We start from the raw sequence: 15,341 nt of genomic DNA, 5'->3' as shown, positions 1-15,341 counted from the left end.
AAAAAAACACATAGGTATTTTAAGGGCGCTAGAAGGCCGAATAAGCGATTTTTACACTACCTCCCTATTTATGGTTACCGATTCAAAAAAAAAAAACGTGGTAGAAAGCTAAATAAAGAGAAATTAGAACGAATAAAGCTTCTAAGACACCTGTATTTCTTATTTTTTTCCAGAAGATTATGTCATACATAGAAATCACTAGAGTCCTTTTAGGACTTTTTTTTACGGAAGAGGTGCAAATTGCTCTAATGGCAGAGCCGAATAAGCTTGATCCATGAGTTTTTTAAAGGTCCCTGTGAAATAACGAACCAAATTGGTTTTTACTTTTCCTCGTTTATAACCCCTAATCGCTTGTTTAAAGGCATTTATAGCTGTATATGTAATGGTTTCTTGTTCAACTATGTGTGAAATGGATTTTGTATCAAGGAAAACACTTTTCCAAAAGTCTTCAATCACAGCTGCATGATCAAAGAAAGGCCTAACAGCCTGGACAAATTCTTTAGGAACATAAGAAGCTGTAAAAGTAGAATCTAAAGGAACATCCTTACGTGTATTTAATCTTTTAATATTGCTAGTTTCTAAAAGATTACTAGTTTCCCTTTCCAAATGGGAGGATTCGTCCTTACTGCCGCAATGCTTCTCTTGATTCTCGCAATACGTCAATTTTCTCTTTTTTAATACATCAATTGTATTGAAAATATAGACATTATGTCCTTTGCCACCTTTAGATTTTGCCGTGTTTTCGATGGATAAGATGCCTAAATCCTTCGCTTTTCTCAGCATCCGTTCAAATGTGGAACGGCTTATGCCAAACCCCTTTAATTTTTCATTGATCGCTTTTACTAGTGTTCCGATCTTGGCGTTGGCCACACCTGCATATTTTGCGGAGAATCGAACCAGGCGTTTGAACGCGACTAGTTCTCCTTTGGTGAAATCTTTTTTATGCTCGGCTAGGAACATTTCAATGGTATTGTTAAATTCTTTTATGCTGCTAAACTTGCTGTACTCTTTAAAATTTTCGATTCTTCCTGCTACTAACATCGTATTTCCTCCTTAGAGGACAATAAAAAAGACACTGCTCCCGATAAAGATTAAGGGAAACAGCGTCTTTTTTATTGTGTCTAAATAGAAAGAAACAATATTTTTTCCTTGAAACTGAAAGCAATATACACTAAAATAAGTGATATAACTTTATTAGTAACAAAGAACTTCGACAAGTGTTTTCCCTAGGGCTATTAGGGGGAACGGTTTAAGGGTGTTAGCGCACCACTTAGACACGTTGGAGTTCTTTTTTTCGTCCATATTTTGTTATGGTTAATTATCCAACAATTGCTACCAAAAAACAAGTAAATTTGATAGTTTATGAGTCTTTACGCTATAACGTAAAGCTATTTAATTACGGTGAGGGAAGTTGTAATTACGTTCGAAATATCGGAGGGAATTCACATCAGAATGTAGAATAGGTGAATTAAGAGTGATATCAGTGTGAAGGGAATGTGAACCATGAAAATCAAGGAAATATTGGACGATCTATTGATAACCGGAAATACCATAGCCAAGATCGCAAAAGAGAAAGTCCGTATTGGTGAGAAGAAGTTAAAAGAAGCTTTACACAATGCTGGATACGAGTATCGAAACTCTGGTCAAAAGGGCTGGTACTATGTAGGGGAAGGGGAAGAACCTCTGTATACATCAGTGTTTGATTTCATCAAATCGAATAATAGTCACCCTAAGGTGAAACAGACTTCACCTATACATGCATTGAATGTGAATCAAAGTTCACACGACATGAAAAAGGATTCACATCCTATTCCCCTCGATGTGAATAGCGCACGAAATCAAGATAAAAGTTCGATTCACACGGAATTCACACCAGAAGAAAGAGCGATTCTTAGAGATTTAATAAGAGGATATGTTCTTAATGACCAGCAAGATAGTCATGGCGATGACTTGTATCAAAGGGTAGTGTCTTTAGAAAAAGGCAAAAAGGTACGCAAGACGATTGTCCTAAATGAGGAAGTTGGGGCTTTGCTGGATAGCTTCGCAGACCAACAGAAATTCAATAAATCCGATCTTATTGAAATTGCTATCCTCGATTTAGTTAAAAAGTACAAATAAGCGCCCTTCTCCGATACATGCTGCTACTTTCTTAGAACACTAGGGTATAGTCAGTATCTCCAACTAATCTTCTAACAGAAAAACGAGAAATTACTCCAAATAGTGTTGGACAATTTTCACATAAATAAGTATAAACATCCTCCACAATCTATAAGGCTCCAACCTTGATATATAAGGTTCTTAAAACCCAAAGGCTCACTGCTCTAACTATATAAATTAAGACTGAAACATGTAATAATGAGACTAAATTAAAAATAAAATGCACTTAAACCAATGAATTAATTCTATATATAAATTATCTATTATAAAGGTGTTTCATATTAGTTTTAGACTAAATTGAGTCTAAAACGTAAAATTATTCGTAGGAGGAATCTAAAATGAGCGATATAAAGTGGGAATCCATAGGCCCGGTTGCTGAGAGATTTGGCATTGAAGTTCCGAGATTACGAACTTGGTGCGACAAAGGCTTAATTGAGTTTGATAAACGAACTACGGGTCGTTGGATTCCACATACAGAGTTTCCAAAAATCAAGAAGATTATTGAAATCTTCAATCGTGGTGGTAATGTCACGTTTGATGATGTGAAAGAAGAGTTAATTAAGGAGAATTTATATCATCAGTTACAAACAGATAAAGAACAAGAGGAGAAATCTAAAGAAATGGCTTTGCTACTTGGACAAGCCTTTGAACAAAGTGGAGCTAATGAAATGTTTATGCAAATCGGTAGTGAGTTTAAACGTATGCAGCAAGAAGTAAATCGCTTATCTCAATTAGTGGAAAAACAAAATGAAACAAAATTACTTGAAGATAACAGGATAAGTAAGCTCCAGGAGGATAATGAGGTTCTTAAGAGTTTAGTTAAAGATCTAATTAGTTCTGATAAAGATTTAAAAGATACTTTTCATGTCTACATGAAAGAACAAAAGAAGGAAGATATAGTTAAACAGGCTGAATTAGAGGATAAAATAGAGTTAATTGAGGCTCAATTAACTAGCCAAAAGAAAGAAAAAAAGGGGTTTCTATCAAAGATTTTCGGATGAACTAAGCCAAGATGAATCCCTTACCATTAATAGGGAACCAAAAATCCCCACAACTGGTTACAGGCGCTAACCCTACAAAAAATAAGTGTCCAAAGTACGTTGTACAGGCCATGAGGCGGCCTTTTAAAGAACATTATTAAAACAGACGGATATTTATAATTTTATTTCTTAGTATCATCTTCGTTTTACAATCAGATAATCAGGTTTTTTTATAATTTTCTTTAATTCAAATTGATTTTCACTTTCACCTCTAATTTAGCCAATTCATAACCATACATATCCCTACTATGTATTAACGATAGGATTAGCGTATCTTTTTCTACTTTCCGAAATCTGTATATAATTAGCCGATTCCTGGTCACAAGAATCGGCATTTTTTATTTATTCTTTTGACTAATTAACAGAATTTACCTTCGCAATGAGTTCTCTTATTAAATGATGAAACTGCAATAACGTCCTCGCAACAGATTGTTTTTGAGCTTACACAGTCGTTTTCGCAATCATAAAGCGTTACAATGTTTCCAAATACGCCTAAGAAGAACCCCTCAACTGGTATCGATGACCTAAGAAAAACCCTTACGAATCGATCTCTAGTAATGCCTTTAAATAACTCATGACAATTGCAACAATTATATTGCTCAGACTTATTATGTTCCTCGGTATGGTTATGTTCCTCGTGGTTATATTCCTCAGAATGACTATATTCCTCGGAATGATCAGAATCATAATTATTGTTCCAACGATTGTTCCAACGATTGTTGCATCGATTATTGAATCCACAATTACCAAACATAATATCTTCCTTTCTTGTTGAATTTTTTCTTTCTGAATAATGTATGGACACAACCCTATGTTTGTCCGGGTGTTTCCAACGAAAATGAGAAATTTATTTAATTTATCATGCCGTTAAATGTAAATCTCATAAGTAAAAAGGGACTTTTAAGAGGATTTTCCCACTTACGTTGAGGTAATCATAAGTTTAATTGATTAATAACGATTTTATGTATTTAGAAAGAAAAGTTTTATCTACCATATAAATAGCCGATTCCTGGGTCACAAGAATCGGCGTTTTTTATTTATTCTTTTAACTCATTAGCAGAATTTACCTTCACAATGAGTTTTCTTGTTAAATGATGAAACTGCAATAACATCCTCACAACAGATTGTTTTTGAGCTTACACAGCCGTTTTCACAATCATAAAGCGTTACAATGTCTCCAAATACGCCTAAGAAGAACCCCTCAACTGGTATCGATGACTTAAGACTAACCCTTACGAATCGATCTCTAGTAATGCCTTCAAATAACTCATGACAATTGCATCGATTGTTTGATCCATTATTACCAGACATAATATCTTCCTTTCTTGTTGAATTTTTTTCTTTCTGGATAATGTATGGATTCAGCCCTATGTTTGTCCGGGTGTTTCCAATGAAAATGAGAAATTTATTTATATAAATCCATTTAACCATGCCTTTAAACGAAACTTCATAAGAATTAGGAGGATTTTGCCCCTTACGTTAAGGTAATCCTTTGGAATTAAAAATACCCACCTCTACAAGGTGTAGCTTTGAAATAAAGTTTGATCATTTTCTACCTGTGTTGCTCCACAATCGCGCCCTTTTGTGGCATAAAATGACAAGGTCACGGAATTGAGCCACTTTGTTTAAAGTAACGCTCTTTCTGCATTAAAGTGAATACAATCACTTTAAGGAAATAAATTGAAAATGATAAAAGTAAAAAAAGAGAAAGATGGAACCGGGAATTTCCAAGGAAGGTTGTGGTGAACATCAAGGTTCGGAATTTTTATTATCTGATTGCAGGCGTCCTTGCGATGCTGTTTGCCGTCACGCACGCATGGAACGGTCAATCCGTTGTGCTACCGACGCTCCACATTGAGGCGATATCCAAGGGTACCCGGACAGTATTCACGTATGTCTGGCACATCATTACGGCGGAAAATCTGGTCTTCGGCATCGCTTTCATTTTCATGTCATTCCAAACGGAGCGATCAAAGGTCCGATTTGCCGCATGGTTGATTGCGGCGATCCTGATCGTCCGACTGATCGTTATTCTTGGTGTAACGGCATTTCTTGACGTATCGGGGCTTACGGATACGCTTATAGATTCGATTGCCATCGTAATCTATGTCGCCCTCATCATACTGGGCACAAGAATGAAGAAAAAGCAGGTCGATGGTCAGCAGCCATAGTAACAGAGATGTCCGAGTTGTCTTCTAACTCTGTAAGAGGGTAAACCCCATGCCCATCAAGCTAATAACAAAAAATGAGTTACATACTACCGGTTCTCAAAATTCGACTCAACCGGGACCTGGACAGAATGTCGTACAGACCTAAATGAGCGTTATCAAGCTTCATTTTAAAATTCAATTTTCTAAGTAGCAGGTCGAGATTTCCGTGTACAGTCAAACAAGTGCTTTTTTTAATCAATTTGAATGTACGATAATTGAAAGAATCGCACGTTTAAAAGGCCGCCAATGGCGGCCTTTTTATGGCGCTAACGCACCCGTTAATTCTACAAAACTTATCGCAGAGTTGACAAAAACTGTGAAGTAATGAAATCCTACTCGAGACGGTCAGGCTGTGACGGCGAGTGTCCTCCCTCTATTTCTGAAAAAAGATTAGAACTTGATTCCTTTTTCGATTGTAGTTGTGAAATGCTGATATCTTTCTGCGATATAAAATGGGACAGCATTTCGTAAATTTTATCTATATCCTCCTTGGTAGCAAACTTCTTTTTTTCGGTGAGGGAATAACCTAATTGACCACTAGGCTCAATCGTGGCCCATTGAACATCTTTTATATTTTCTATCCCATTTTGTCGTAGACGCATTTCTAATTTGTCTACTGAAAGACGTAATTTTCTTAAGTTTTTTTCATTTAAAGTTCCATTCTCAATAACAACTTTTGAACGACCCGTAAATAATTTTTCGGTAAAGTCCCATTTCATTTGAATAAATTCGATTATTAGTAACGTGGCTATAAGTATTGATGCAATAACAAAAGTAACCCAAATATTTTTCCCAAGGACAGGTTGTATTAAAAGTGTACCGATTGAAATCATAATGACTGTTTGGGAAATTGTCAGCTGGGAGATAGATCGTCTACCTGAAAAACGGATTAATAAAACACCAAAAATAATTATTAAAATGGATTTCCATATTAAGCTAATATCCATAAATATCACCACCATACTTTTAGGTCATATTAGTATTTGTGTATATGTTGTTTCTATAACAATACAACTACACTGTCTTGTGGCACTATCCTGCCCCTATAGTTAATTAAGGGTTTTACTTCATTTTTTGAATGTACGATAATGTGAAGATTCCTACGTCCAAAAGGCGGCCTTCTTATGGCGCTAACGCACCCGTTAGAACAGAGATGGAGACTTGTGTCATTTTCCTAATTAGAACATAAGGTGATATAACCCATTTAAGTTCCTTCTTAACAATAAGGAGATGGTTTGATATGTCAGGTTGTGACAATAGTTGTGACGGTGGCGGCGGTTACGGATTTGGTGGAGGTTTCGCCTTTATAGTCGTATTGTTTATACTCTTAATCATTGTTGGAGCTAGCTTTGTTGGTGGATACGGTGGCGGGGGCGGTTACGGAGGCTGCTGCTGAAAATAGTATGAAAAAAGCCGACTAAGGTCGGCTTCTTCAAATTTGATTCCTATTTCTGGGGAATGATAGCTATTTTGAACACTCTAATTATGGTCCAGACCACAAAACGCGAAAAACTAAAGAAAGGATTTTGTTGCGTATGGACTCAAGTATTATTGATACAGCCATCCCTTTTCTCGGTATATTAACAACACTAATACTCGAAAAACCAATTATTGGTATTGCATATTTACTCCTGCTTAGAGTTGTTACTAAGAGTAGAATGATAAGAATTTCTTACATCTTATTTGTGATTGTCTCAAGTATCTAAAAAACTGAGTGAGAATTTTCAGTTACTATTTTATCTCCTCAATCTAAATCAAAGTCTACTCGTATTATAAACTGTAATGAACTAACCTGCCCCGATAGTTGCATAAAGAAAAAGCTACCTTAAAGACAGCTCCGACCTTAAGCTAACGTACCCGTTAGTTGAACATAAAGGAAAAAAAGACGTTACTAAACATTAGCCTTAAGGCTCAAAGGCTGCTCTTATGTTAAGTGACAAAAAAGTTGGAATCCCCTCCTTTTTTTTACCTAGTTACCACATATTCCTAATTGATTGTTGAACTATCCTGCCCCTTTAGTTCATTAAGAGCTTTCCACTTCATTTTCCGAATGTATGATAATGGATATTATCATACGTTCAAACTATTGATTTCATTGACTTTTCTTGTTTCTTCTCTTTATACTGATAAAAGAAGAAAAATCGTACATTCAAATCGTTGGTACATAAGGGTTTTGAAACTTAATTTTTGATAGAGAAGAAAGGTCGATGAAGATGACACAAGCCAAAAATGTGCAGCCGATCCGTGATCAGCAGCAACTCGAAGATATGAAATGGGCGCTGAAGCGCCATTGTTCGGAACGTGATTATATCCTGTTTGTCGTAGGCTGCGAGACCGGCCTACGGGTCGGGGACCTACTTAAGCTGACCACACGGCAGATCCTGGGCCTTAAGAACAAACAACATAAGAACCTTCGAGTCAAAGAAGGCAAAACGCAAAAAATCCGCGACATGTATATCGCGAATTGTTTCGAAGAGGTCTTTGCGTACGCCCAAAACGTCTCGAGTCCCTATTTATTCCCGTCTAGGAAGGGAGAAGGCCCCATTACCCCTACCCAGGCTTACAGGCAGTTAAATAAAGCTGCAGAGTTCGCTGGCGTGGAACATGTCGGCAATCATACCTTACGAAAAACGTTTGGCTATTGGTTTTACAAAGCCACGAAGGATATTGCCATGTTGCAACGGATCCTGCATCATTCTCATCCTTCTGTTACCCTACGCTATATTGGCATTACCGAAGAAGAAACAAACAACATGTTAAAAAACTTTAGTGTCTTTCACTAACAAGTCTTTTTCTTTTCGGAATTTATTGTACGTTTTAAAAACCATTAGCCTTTAAGGCAACAAAACCTTGTTAGTAAGTAAAAGATAAAAGCCCCTAAAGAGGGGCTAGTCACATCATGATTTTTTCGAATGGAAACTTTGAGTATTAAAGATTTTAATTACCACTTTTATGAAATTCAATAACTCTTTGGTAGGTTGATTGACAAGGATGGCTATCCTTTCATACCGATTGCAATGTATGTAAGGATCATTGACACATCTAAATTTCATTATTCAATAATTATATTTTCACCATCTTCTGGGTTAGTTTGAGAATTTACATCACGATCTTGATGTTGCATTTTTTCCTCTTCAAGTTCCTCTTTCTTCATATTGCGAGCCTTTTCCATTTCTTGCTTCCAATCTTCAATTAATTCATGTGGAATAATGCCTTTCTCGTATGTTGTACCAATATTTAAATGCCCACTCAATTGCTTGATTCCTAGTTGGCCTAAGTTATTTGTTTGTTCATATTTATCTATAAACACTTTGTCCACTTTTATTTCTTGAAAAATGACAGGTGTTTCTTTTGTAACATTCATTTTTGTATTTTCTTTATGGTTGTGTGTGTGATATTCCGAATTATTCTCTTCTAAATTCTTCTCTAAGAAAGTAATTTTTTGCTGCAATTGGTCTATATGCTTATACAGGTCATTTATTTTTGTATTTTCTCTGTGGTTGTGTGTGTGATATCCCGGATTACTCTCTTCTAAAATCTTCTCTAAGAAAGTAATTTTTTGCTGCAATTGGTCTATATACTTATACAGGTCATTTACTTTTTGATAAATTGGGGTTATTTTCTCATCTATTATGTTCTTTAGTTTCAATTTGAGATTTTTTTCAATTGACTCCAATTCTTCACTTTTTATTGATTGGCTCTGATTCTTCGTTTTGGAAGTTCTCTTTTCAACGTTTATTTTTAAGCTCATAAGCCCAACTTGTTCTTCAAGCTTTCTCAATCGCATCAATTGAACCTCATGAGCATTGATTCTTTTTACCTGCTTCTCAAGTTCAATTATTTTATTTTCTATTTCATTAGAATTCGCATTATTTTGAGAGCCATTGAATAAATCCCTAATAGACATATTATTACCCACACCTTAGTGAAAAAAGTTTGATGCTTCTATTTGATTTAGAATGGGGTTGAAAGAATGAGTGAAAAGACTGTCATCAATTTAGACACGATTCGTATCAATACAATCGGAAAAGAATGTGGTGTCTCCTTGAGCAGAGCCATTCGCGTAAATGCGCATGTTTCTAACAGGAAAAAGCAAGGATTTGGCGAGCAAAACGGTGACGGCGCTATTGTGTTAAATTCCATTCAAGCTCTTAACGACTCTGACATCGATGATTCAAGTAGAAGAAAATGGTCTATTTAATGACAATCCTTTCTTCCTGATTGTGTCTTCTAGAGTAGGTAATTACTAAAAGCCCATTTTCAAATTTTGCTTGAATGTCTGAACTTTTGGCTGGCTCCGGTAGATTTATAAACCTTTCAAATTCACCATAGTATCGCTCGGTTTGTACGGTGACACCTTGGATAATTGGTAATCGTAAGACCCCCTTAATTGTGAGTCTAGTACCGGAGACAGTTAAATGCACCTCTTCTTTTATCGCACCTGGTAATTCAACCAGGACAATAACTGCTATATCTGTAAGATAAATATCTGTTTTAGGGAAATCCTTTATAGAATCCTGTTTTGGTTTCTCCTCTTCAAAATGCCTCGTCGCTTGGTCAGGGGAGGGTTGGTCAAAAATTGTATCCCAAAATTTCCCATTTTGGTAACTCTGCGACATTTCCACCCATTTCTTTAGCTTATCAAAATCCAAACGTTTTTCCTCCTACTTCTGACGCATAGAAAATATGATTGGATCTAATGGACGTAATAAGTTGGTTCTATAATTAATAGTTATTAATATTCTCTTTTTTTATAACTCTTTGAAAGGAAAAAGCTTCAATTCAAACACTTTATTTCATAATTTTTTTCCTATTGTCACATACCTTTTTAAAAAAGGAGCTGAGCGAATAAATTGAGCACATCCATTAATATAAATATTTTCTTATTAAAAATAAACTCCTTTGAAAATTGCTCTGCTGTAAATGTCGGACAGAATTTATTAGCCGATTGGAATAATTCGGATAAGAAAACCCAAGGAATAGGTCAGAATTTCGGGGATGACGGGGCTTTTGTTGGAACACGCAGCTTTGTCGATGATCGAGATCAAGTGGACTCTCCTGCCTCCTTCTCGAACGTACCGTGTAGGTAATTATCGTGTGTTTGTGACCGATATATCAACAATTGTAGAAATCAAAACGCTTTAATTCTAAAGATTTAGAAAGGACTGATAAGATGGTTTTATTTGGACCGGTTGTTGTAAATTTACTAGCTGTTAAGGTAAATGTAATTGATCGCAGTGGAACATTAAGTTTTGGCCCTGCTCAACAAATAGATTATTTTCTAGCCAATAAACAAAACCAAGGTTTTGGGGAAGAAAATGGTGATATTACATTTAATAACGTTCCATTAAGTATTGTGATTGACCAGGATCTCAACGATTCAAACAGTGTCAAAACAAGTATTATTTAAGGGAAAATAGATGCCCTCAATCGATTCCTTGGACATCTATTTCTGTAAATTGCGTATCAACTTTTTTAGGAATCTGAATTTGTAGATAATGATCGCGGTATTCTGCTTTTGCCTCCTTCGATTTTACAATCGAAGGAAGTGTGATTACATGTCGATCATTTTCTTTAGGGATCCCTTCAATGATGGACTGATTGGAGGTAAAAAAGACTTTTACATTTGATAGTACGGTTGGATCTTTCACATGTATTTTCAAATAAACATGGTCATGTGTTTCAAATTTAGCAACATCAAGCTTTTGACTACTGTTTTCTTGTTCTGTCAAAGGCTGTTCAAAAATTCCCATTGCTTCTCTTACAAAATCATTCTGAAGCGAACCATTCATTGACTTCGAAAACGCCTCATTTATATATTTATTTATTTCTTCATGGGGCTGATTCACCCACTTTTGAATGCCATTTTTTAATGGGGAAAATAATTGAGAAAAAGGCAACATACACATTCTCCTTTGTCTTTACCCGGTTAATATTAAATTCTAATCGAAAAAAATGGGTTATGTTTTCATCCTGAGGACTTATTATCTAGGGTAAACATGAGCATCCTATACATGAGAATGGATATATGCCTAGCATTCCATCTCCTTTGCAATTTGCTTCGAATTAGTATATGTATCTAAATATCGAAAGCTACAGATTCTTTCCTGAAAAAGGGTCAGTCTTTCAATAGGTAGTGATGGACTGGATTGACCTTAACTTCACTACTTTGGATTCTGTATCTATCGCTCGTATTCTATCAAATTAGCCAAGAGTACTCCTCTTGGGTGGTGAATTGACGTTATAATCTAACTATTGGGGGCATTACTCAGAAAACTGACTTTTTCTATGGTAAAGGGGCGGGGCTTCGTAAACTCAGCTTCAAACCGCCACCCTCATCGGGTGATACAGTTTGAGATTCTGAACCTTTTTCATCGCAAGGTTGGGCCAGACGCTCATGATTGTTTTTTATGTAAAATTTGCTTAGCTACAAAATTCCCGAAATAATTATTAATTACTATATAATCGCAAAAAAAACACCTTCGAAAAAGTGCGGAAGGGAAGGGACTGTACTACTTTTCGTAGTATAGTGAATATTTTATCTCTCCATTTCCCAACCACGATTACGTTTTATTTCATTAATTTTAACTTTTGATGTCTTTTGCTGTTGACGTTTTTGTTCTCTCTGCATGTCCCTTCCTGCCTGTTCAACGCCATTCACAATGCCCTCTAATAGGCCAAGTCCCTTTTCTTGCGATTGAATCTGATCTTTAAATGCAGGCACTCTAGCTTCAATTTCCCCTAAAGTATGGAACTGTTTTTCAAGGTCCTTTCTTCCAGAAACGCCTTCTTTCTTCATCGAATCTTGAGAGTTTCCCCGTGTAGAAATAGCCTGTTCATATTCTTGTTTAGCTGATTTTGAAACAAGCAATTTCCCTTTCAAGAAAGGATTGTTCTCGATTTTTTCAACAACGGCATGATGTTTCTCATATTTTTTCAGATAGCCTTCAGCGCGCTGCAGGCGTGACCGGCGCTGATTCACACGATCCAATTCACCATGAAGCCTTTGAATGTCTTCCTTACGGTTATTCAGCGTGTTCTGGATGGTCTCAAGTGATACCACTTTATTTCCGTTTGCTTTATTAATGTCCATAAGCTTTCTAGCCGTTTCAAGGCTTATATAGCGCATTTCAGGACGTTCAGGATATAAAGATGCCACCTGACGTACAAAAGCGTTCTGATGGGCAGTCTCAGCCTTTTTTAAGACGTCTCTTTCCCGATTAATTTGTCCACGTGTCTGTCGATCTTTCTCCAGGAGCCCAGGATAATCGGTTTGATGTTGACGTTCCATCTGGTGAAACTCTTTTTCGGTATGGAAGCCAAGCTTTTCACTGTAGCTTTGTAGTGTTTTATCCCGTAACGTTATTTGTTCTTCCGCCTTGAACATGTCTAATTCAGCTTGTTCCTTTGTCATTCGGTTTTCCTTTAGTTTAAAGGGATTCATCCAATTGATTGTTTCCAATTGTTTCTGGGCTTGCTGGCGTTGATTTTCGAAGATGTGAATCCAACGGTAGGTTTCAGAAGCACCTCGGATGGTTTCATCTTTCCATCGAATCTGTTGGTCATGGTTATGTACTTGATTCTCCCATTGATCGAGCTCTTTACGTTTTACAAAGATTTCTTTCAAAGTAGGTTCACGATCCACGTTTAAAAGCTTAAAAGCTTCTTGTAAGTGAACACGTTCGGCAAGTGTGTTGAAGCGTTCGGATTGTTTCCGTTGTTCTTGCTTCCGTGCTTTTTCTTGTTCCAGGGCTTGTTTTTCTTCCCGGTAGGTTTGAAGATCCACTACCAGACGATTGTATTCTTGGCGATCACGATTGATCGTTCCTCGGTCCGTTTGGACCCCACGCTTTTCCATTTCATGGGCCACATGGCCAAGATGGACCGTTGGAAAAATAATCAGATTTCGTTTTTCGTGGGATTCATGGGTAATACGGGCTTGAATGCCTTCGCGCTCTAAAGCTTGATTAGCATGAACGGCCCATTGCTCACGCCATTGCTGAAGCAGCTCTTTTTGGTTCCAGTCCCGATTTTTTTTACTGAATCCATCTTCTGTAATTTCACGAGTGGTCAACATCACATGGGCATGAGGATTTTCTTTGTCGTCTCGGTGAATCGCGACATCGGCAATCATGCCTTGATCGACGAATTCTTTTTGCACGTACCCACGAATTAATTCGGTTTGTTCTTGATGGGATAATTCTCTAGGCAAAGCGATATTAATTTCTCTTGCGACTTGTGAGTTTTTTCTTGTTTCGGATTTCTCGACTTCATTCCATAATCGTTGCCGGTCTTGTACCCATTCTGGAGATTGAGAAGGGGCAAGAATCATGGTTTCCGGTTGCACTTCTCTTTTATAGAATTTGGTTTCATCCGTTCGTTCGTCCTTTAATCGTTCACCAGAACGATAGGCTGCAGAAGCCACAGCCGATTGACCTTTGCTTCTGGAAATCACTTGTGCAGAGAAATGGTAAATCGCCATGATCGAGCACCTCCTTTAATGGGTTTTATAGTACGAAACGAATCGTGAAGAATCGGAGATTGTTTACGATTCGTTTCGTTTTCGCCGTAAAGGCGATGCCTTTTTGTATGCGTCCTATAGACGGATACTTCTTTTCCATTCGGCCTGTAGCCGAATGAAGGGTTTATATTTTTGTATTCGCTTACTAGCGAATACGCTTTTCCGTTGCGTAGCAACCGCACACAAACGAAGTTTGTATAAGTGCGCCCTTTGCTCTTCGATCTCAGGGAATCATGCCACACTCATTGTGGCGATTCTTGCCTTTTGTCTAGTATTCTATCACCTATTTCGCTATACTTAAAGAAAAATATGGGAATGCGGAGGGGTTTGGGTCTATGGCTCGTAAAACGGATAGTGAGAGATTACAAGAGTTAGAGGAAAAGATGGAGAAAATGAAGGCGAAAAAACAGCAAGTGGAGAGTCGAATCAAACAAAAAGAACGAAAAGAACGAACGAAACGATTGATTGAGATTGGGGCCATTTTTGAACATCATTTTGAGATTGCGAGTAAAGAGGAAGCTGAAAAAATCGCATGGGGATTTAAAAAAATTGTCACGAATCGAAAAGAAGATCTCTCAAGGCTTTCCATTGAAGAGTTACAAAAGCAAGGAGAAAAAGAACTTCAGAAAAAATAAGGGATCCTTCCCTCAATTCGTAAAATTTTAAAGGAGTGAAATGAGCATGCCTCATAAAATGACGGTAACTGGAAAACCTGTAGGTCCCTTATGTCAGAAAGGATCTTTTTACACGTTTGATATGGAGGAAAGTGGTTCACCCTCTTCCCCAAAGGGGCTTCCAGGAGGTTCGACGATTACGTACACGGTCTTTCTCAATCAGAAACAACTCCAAAAGGCCGGCCTAACGGCCAAAAATATCAATCAACAAAAGATAATGGTGCAAGGCGAACCAACATTGGATGTACCCGTGGAGGATTGTCCAGGGGAAATCGGATTGATCTGTTTTCAAGTGTCCGTTCTCCCTGAAAAACCTGAGAAAAAGGAGACAAATAAACCTGTAAAGATCCAAGCAGCAGAAAAGCCAAAAGAAAAACCAAAAGCCCCAAAAGGAACCGAAGATTTTCTGGAACGGAAAGTAATCGTGGTTCCAGAAGCGTTTTTAAACTCGCACCCCAATCCTGAAAAAACGCAGCAAGTCATCAACTATGTCAAAGAGACCGGCCATCTAGACGAACCCCTTACGATTAACCGGGGGACAAACATGCTGACAGATGGTTATAGACGGTACATCGTGGCTCAACAGCTTGAGTTAGAAATCGTTCCTGTTATCTACGAAAAAGAAACAGCTTCAGTCAAAAGTGAAAAAAACACATAGGTATTTTAAGGGCGCTAGAAGGCCGAATAAGCGATTTTTACACTACCTCCCTATTTATGGTTACCGATTCAAAAAAAAAAA

At 37.2% G+C, this 15,341-nt stretch carries 15 protein-coding genes and 1 pseudogene; 10 read left to right on the top strand and 6 right to left on the bottom strand.

What is annotated here, in order from left to right; all coding sequences use genetic code 11:
* Positions 1 to 222: 222 nt before the first annotated feature.
* Entirely contained in the window at positions 223 to 1,041 is an 819-nt protein-coding gene (locus ACQKKK_RS26020; RefSeq protein ID WP_427619987.1) for a hypothetical protein, read from the bottom strand.
* Positions 1,042 to 1,503: 462 nt separating this feature from the next.
* Here ACQKKK_RS26020 and ACQKKK_RS26015 point away from each other — a divergent pair, with 462 nt between their 5' ends.
* From ACQKKK_RS26015 to ACQKKK_RS26005, 3 genes are all read left to right on the top strand, one after another.
* Positions 1,504 to 2,118: a hypothetical protein gene (locus tag ACQKKK_RS26015; RefSeq protein WP_427619986.1), complete on the top strand. Its 615-nt coding sequence runs from the start codon at positions 1,504 to 1,506 to the stop codon at positions 2,116 to 2,118.
* 377 nt (positions 2,119 to 2,495) lie between these two features.
* Entirely contained in the window at positions 2,496 to 3,158 is a 663-nt protein-coding gene (locus ACQKKK_RS26010) for a hypothetical protein (RefSeq protein ID WP_427619985.1), read from the top strand.
* Between the two features lie 1,778 nt (positions 3,159 to 4,936).
* Complete coding sequence (locus tag ACQKKK_RS26005; protein ID WP_427619984.1) at positions 4,937 to 5,368, top strand: hypothetical protein; 432 nt, start codon at positions 4,937 to 4,939, stop codon at positions 5,366 to 5,368.
* A 371-nt stretch (positions 5,369 to 5,739) separates the two neighbouring features.
* Here ACQKKK_RS26005 and ACQKKK_RS26000 read toward each other — a convergent pair whose 3' ends face one another.
* Positions 5,740 to 6,354 carry a DUF421 domain-containing protein gene (locus tag ACQKKK_RS26000; protein ID WP_427619983.1) on the bottom strand — a complete coding sequence of 205 codons (615 nt, stop codon included), beginning with the start codon at positions 6,352 to 6,354 and terminating at the stop codon, positions 5,740 to 5,742.
* Between the two features lie 293 nt (positions 6,355 to 6,647).
* On the opposite strand from ACQKKK_RS26000, the pseudogene ACQKKK_RS25995 reads away from it, so the two are divergent.
* Together ACQKKK_RS25995 and ACQKKK_RS25990 are read left to right on the top strand one after the other, a co-directional pair.
* Positions 6,648 to 6,770 (top strand): annotated as a pseudogene (locus ACQKKK_RS25995) (YjcZ family sporulation protein); the annotation flags it as partial.
* Between the two features lie 850 nt (positions 6,771 to 7,620).
* A complete protein-coding gene (locus ACQKKK_RS25990) occupies positions 7,621 to 8,190 on the top strand; it encodes a tyrosine-type recombinase/integrase (protein WP_427619988.1) in 570 nt (189 codons plus the stop codon).
* Positions 8,191 to 8,459: 269 nt separating this feature from the next.
* Here the strand turns inward: ACQKKK_RS25990 and ACQKKK_RS25985 are convergent, their stop codons facing one another.
* Positions 8,460 to 9,314 (bottom strand): hypothetical protein, encoded by an 855-nt coding sequence (locus ACQKKK_RS25985; RefSeq protein WP_427619982.1) that lies wholly within the window; start codon positions 9,312 to 9,314, stop codon positions 8,460 to 8,462.
* 66 nt (positions 9,315 to 9,380) lie between these two features.
* Between ACQKKK_RS25985 and ACQKKK_RS25980 the strand changes: the two genes are divergently transcribed.
* Positions 9,381 to 9,608 (top strand): hypothetical protein, encoded by a 228-nt coding sequence (locus ACQKKK_RS25980; protein ID WP_427619981.1) that lies wholly within the window; start codon positions 9,381 to 9,383, stop codon positions 9,606 to 9,608.
* On the opposite strand, the gene ACQKKK_RS25975 is transcribed toward ACQKKK_RS25980, so the two are convergent.
* Positions 9,601 to 10,059, bottom strand: coding sequence for an Hsp20/alpha crystallin family protein (locus ACQKKK_RS25975; RefSeq protein WP_427619980.1), 459 nt, complete (start codon positions 10,057 to 10,059; stop codon positions 9,601 to 9,603). The two genes, ACQKKK_RS25980 and ACQKKK_RS25975, sit on opposite strands and share 8 nt — an antisense overlap.
* Before the next feature lie 201 nt (positions 10,060 to 10,260).
* On the opposite strand from ACQKKK_RS25975, the gene ACQKKK_RS25970 reads away from it, so the two are divergent.
* Positions 10,261 to 10,497, top strand: a complete 237-nt coding sequence (locus ACQKKK_RS25970) for a hypothetical protein (protein WP_427619979.1) — start codon at positions 10,261 to 10,263, stop codon at positions 10,495 to 10,497.
* An 83-nt stretch (positions 10,498 to 10,580) separates the two neighbouring features.
* A complete protein-coding gene (locus tag ACQKKK_RS25965; protein WP_427619978.1) occupies positions 10,581 to 10,817 on the top strand; it encodes a hypothetical protein in 237 nt (78 codons plus the stop codon).
* 16 nt (positions 10,818 to 10,833) lie between these two features.
* Here the strand turns inward: ACQKKK_RS25965 and ACQKKK_RS25960 are convergent, their stop codons facing one another.
* Together ACQKKK_RS25960 and mobQ are read right to left on the bottom strand one after the other, a co-directional pair.
* The gene (locus ACQKKK_RS25960) at positions 10,834 to 11,310 is read right to left on the bottom strand and encodes an Hsp20/alpha crystallin family protein (protein WP_427619977.1); all 477 of its coding nucleotides are present in this window, start codon (positions 11,308 to 11,310) and stop codon (positions 10,834 to 10,836) included.
* Between the two features lie 635 nt (positions 11,311 to 11,945).
* On the bottom strand, positions 11,946 to 13,889 hold the full coding sequence (gene mobQ, locus ACQKKK_RS25955) for a MobQ family relaxase (RefSeq protein WP_427619976.1): 1,944 nt from the start codon (positions 13,887 to 13,889) through the stop codon (positions 11,946 to 11,948).
* Between the two features lie 374 nt (positions 13,890 to 14,263).
* Here mobQ and ACQKKK_RS25950 point away from each other — a divergent pair, with 374 nt between their 5' ends.
* On the top strand, positions 14,264 to 14,563 hold the full coding sequence (locus tag ACQKKK_RS25950) for a hypothetical protein (RefSeq protein WP_427619975.1): 300 nt from the start codon (positions 14,264 to 14,266) through the stop codon (positions 14,561 to 14,563).
* A gap of 46 nt (positions 14,564 to 14,609) precedes the next feature.
* Positions 14,610 to 15,260 carry a plasmid stabilization protein gene (locus ACQKKK_RS25945; protein ID WP_427619974.1) on the top strand — a complete coding sequence of 217 codons (651 nt, stop codon included), beginning with the start codon at positions 14,610 to 14,612 and terminating at the stop codon, positions 15,258 to 15,260.
* Positions 15,261 to 15,341: the final 81 nt, after the last annotated feature.

The organism is Peribacillus sp. NPDC006672, assembly GCF_050274955.1.
Classification (GTDB): Bacteria; Bacillota; Bacilli; order Bacillales; family DSM-1321; genus Peribacillus.
Note: the sequence above shows the minus strand (reverse complement) of the source record. Positions and strands in the feature narration are given on the sequence as shown.

What these genes read in the sequence shown, in the direction of transcription:
- ACQKKK_RS26020 (WP_427619987.1), bottom strand. Translation starts at nt 1,041, where the DNA reads ATGTTAGTAGCAGGAAGAATCGAAAATTTTAAAGAGTACAGCAAGTTT.
- ACQKKK_RS26015 (WP_427619986.1), top strand. Translation starts at nt 1,504, where the DNA reads ATGAAAATCAAGGAAATATTGGACGATCTATTGATAACCGGAAATACC.
- ACQKKK_RS26010 (WP_427619985.1), top strand. Translation starts at nt 2,496, where the DNA reads ATGAGCGATATAAAGTGGGAATCCATAGGCCCGGTTGCTGAGAGATTT.
- ACQKKK_RS26000 (WP_427619983.1), bottom strand. Translation starts at nt 6,354, where the DNA reads ATGGATATTAGCTTAATATGGAAATCCATTTTAATAATTATTTTTGGT.
- ACQKKK_RS25990 (WP_427619988.1), top strand. Translation starts at nt 7,621, where the DNA reads ATGACACAAGCCAAAAATGTGCAGCCGATCCGTGATCAGCAGCAACTC.
- ACQKKK_RS25985 (WP_427619982.1), bottom strand. Translation starts at nt 9,314, where the DNA reads ATGTCTATTAGGGATTTATTCAATGGCTCTCAAAATAATGCGAATTCT.
- ACQKKK_RS25980 (WP_427619981.1), top strand. Translation starts at nt 9,381, where the DNA reads ATGAGTGAAAAGACTGTCATCAATTTAGACACGATTCGTATCAATACA.
- ACQKKK_RS25965 (WP_427619978.1), top strand. Translation starts at nt 10,581, where the DNA reads ATGGTTTTATTTGGACCGGTTGTTGTAAATTTACTAGCTGTTAAGGTA.
- ACQKKK_RS25960 (WP_427619977.1), bottom strand. Translation starts at nt 11,310, where the DNA reads ATGTTGCCTTTTTCTCAATTATTTTCCCCATTAAAAAATGGCATTCAA.
- mobQ (WP_427619976.1), bottom strand. Translation starts at nt 13,889, where the DNA reads ATGGCGATTTACCATTTCTCTGCACAAGTGATTTCCAGAAGCAAAGGT.
- ACQKKK_RS25950 (WP_427619975.1), top strand. Translation starts at nt 14,264, where the DNA reads ATGGCTCGTAAAACGGATAGTGAGAGATTACAAGAGTTAGAGGAAAAG.
- ACQKKK_RS25945 (WP_427619974.1), top strand. Translation starts at nt 14,610, where the DNA reads ATGCCTCATAAAATGACGGTAACTGGAAAACCTGTAGGTCCCTTATGT.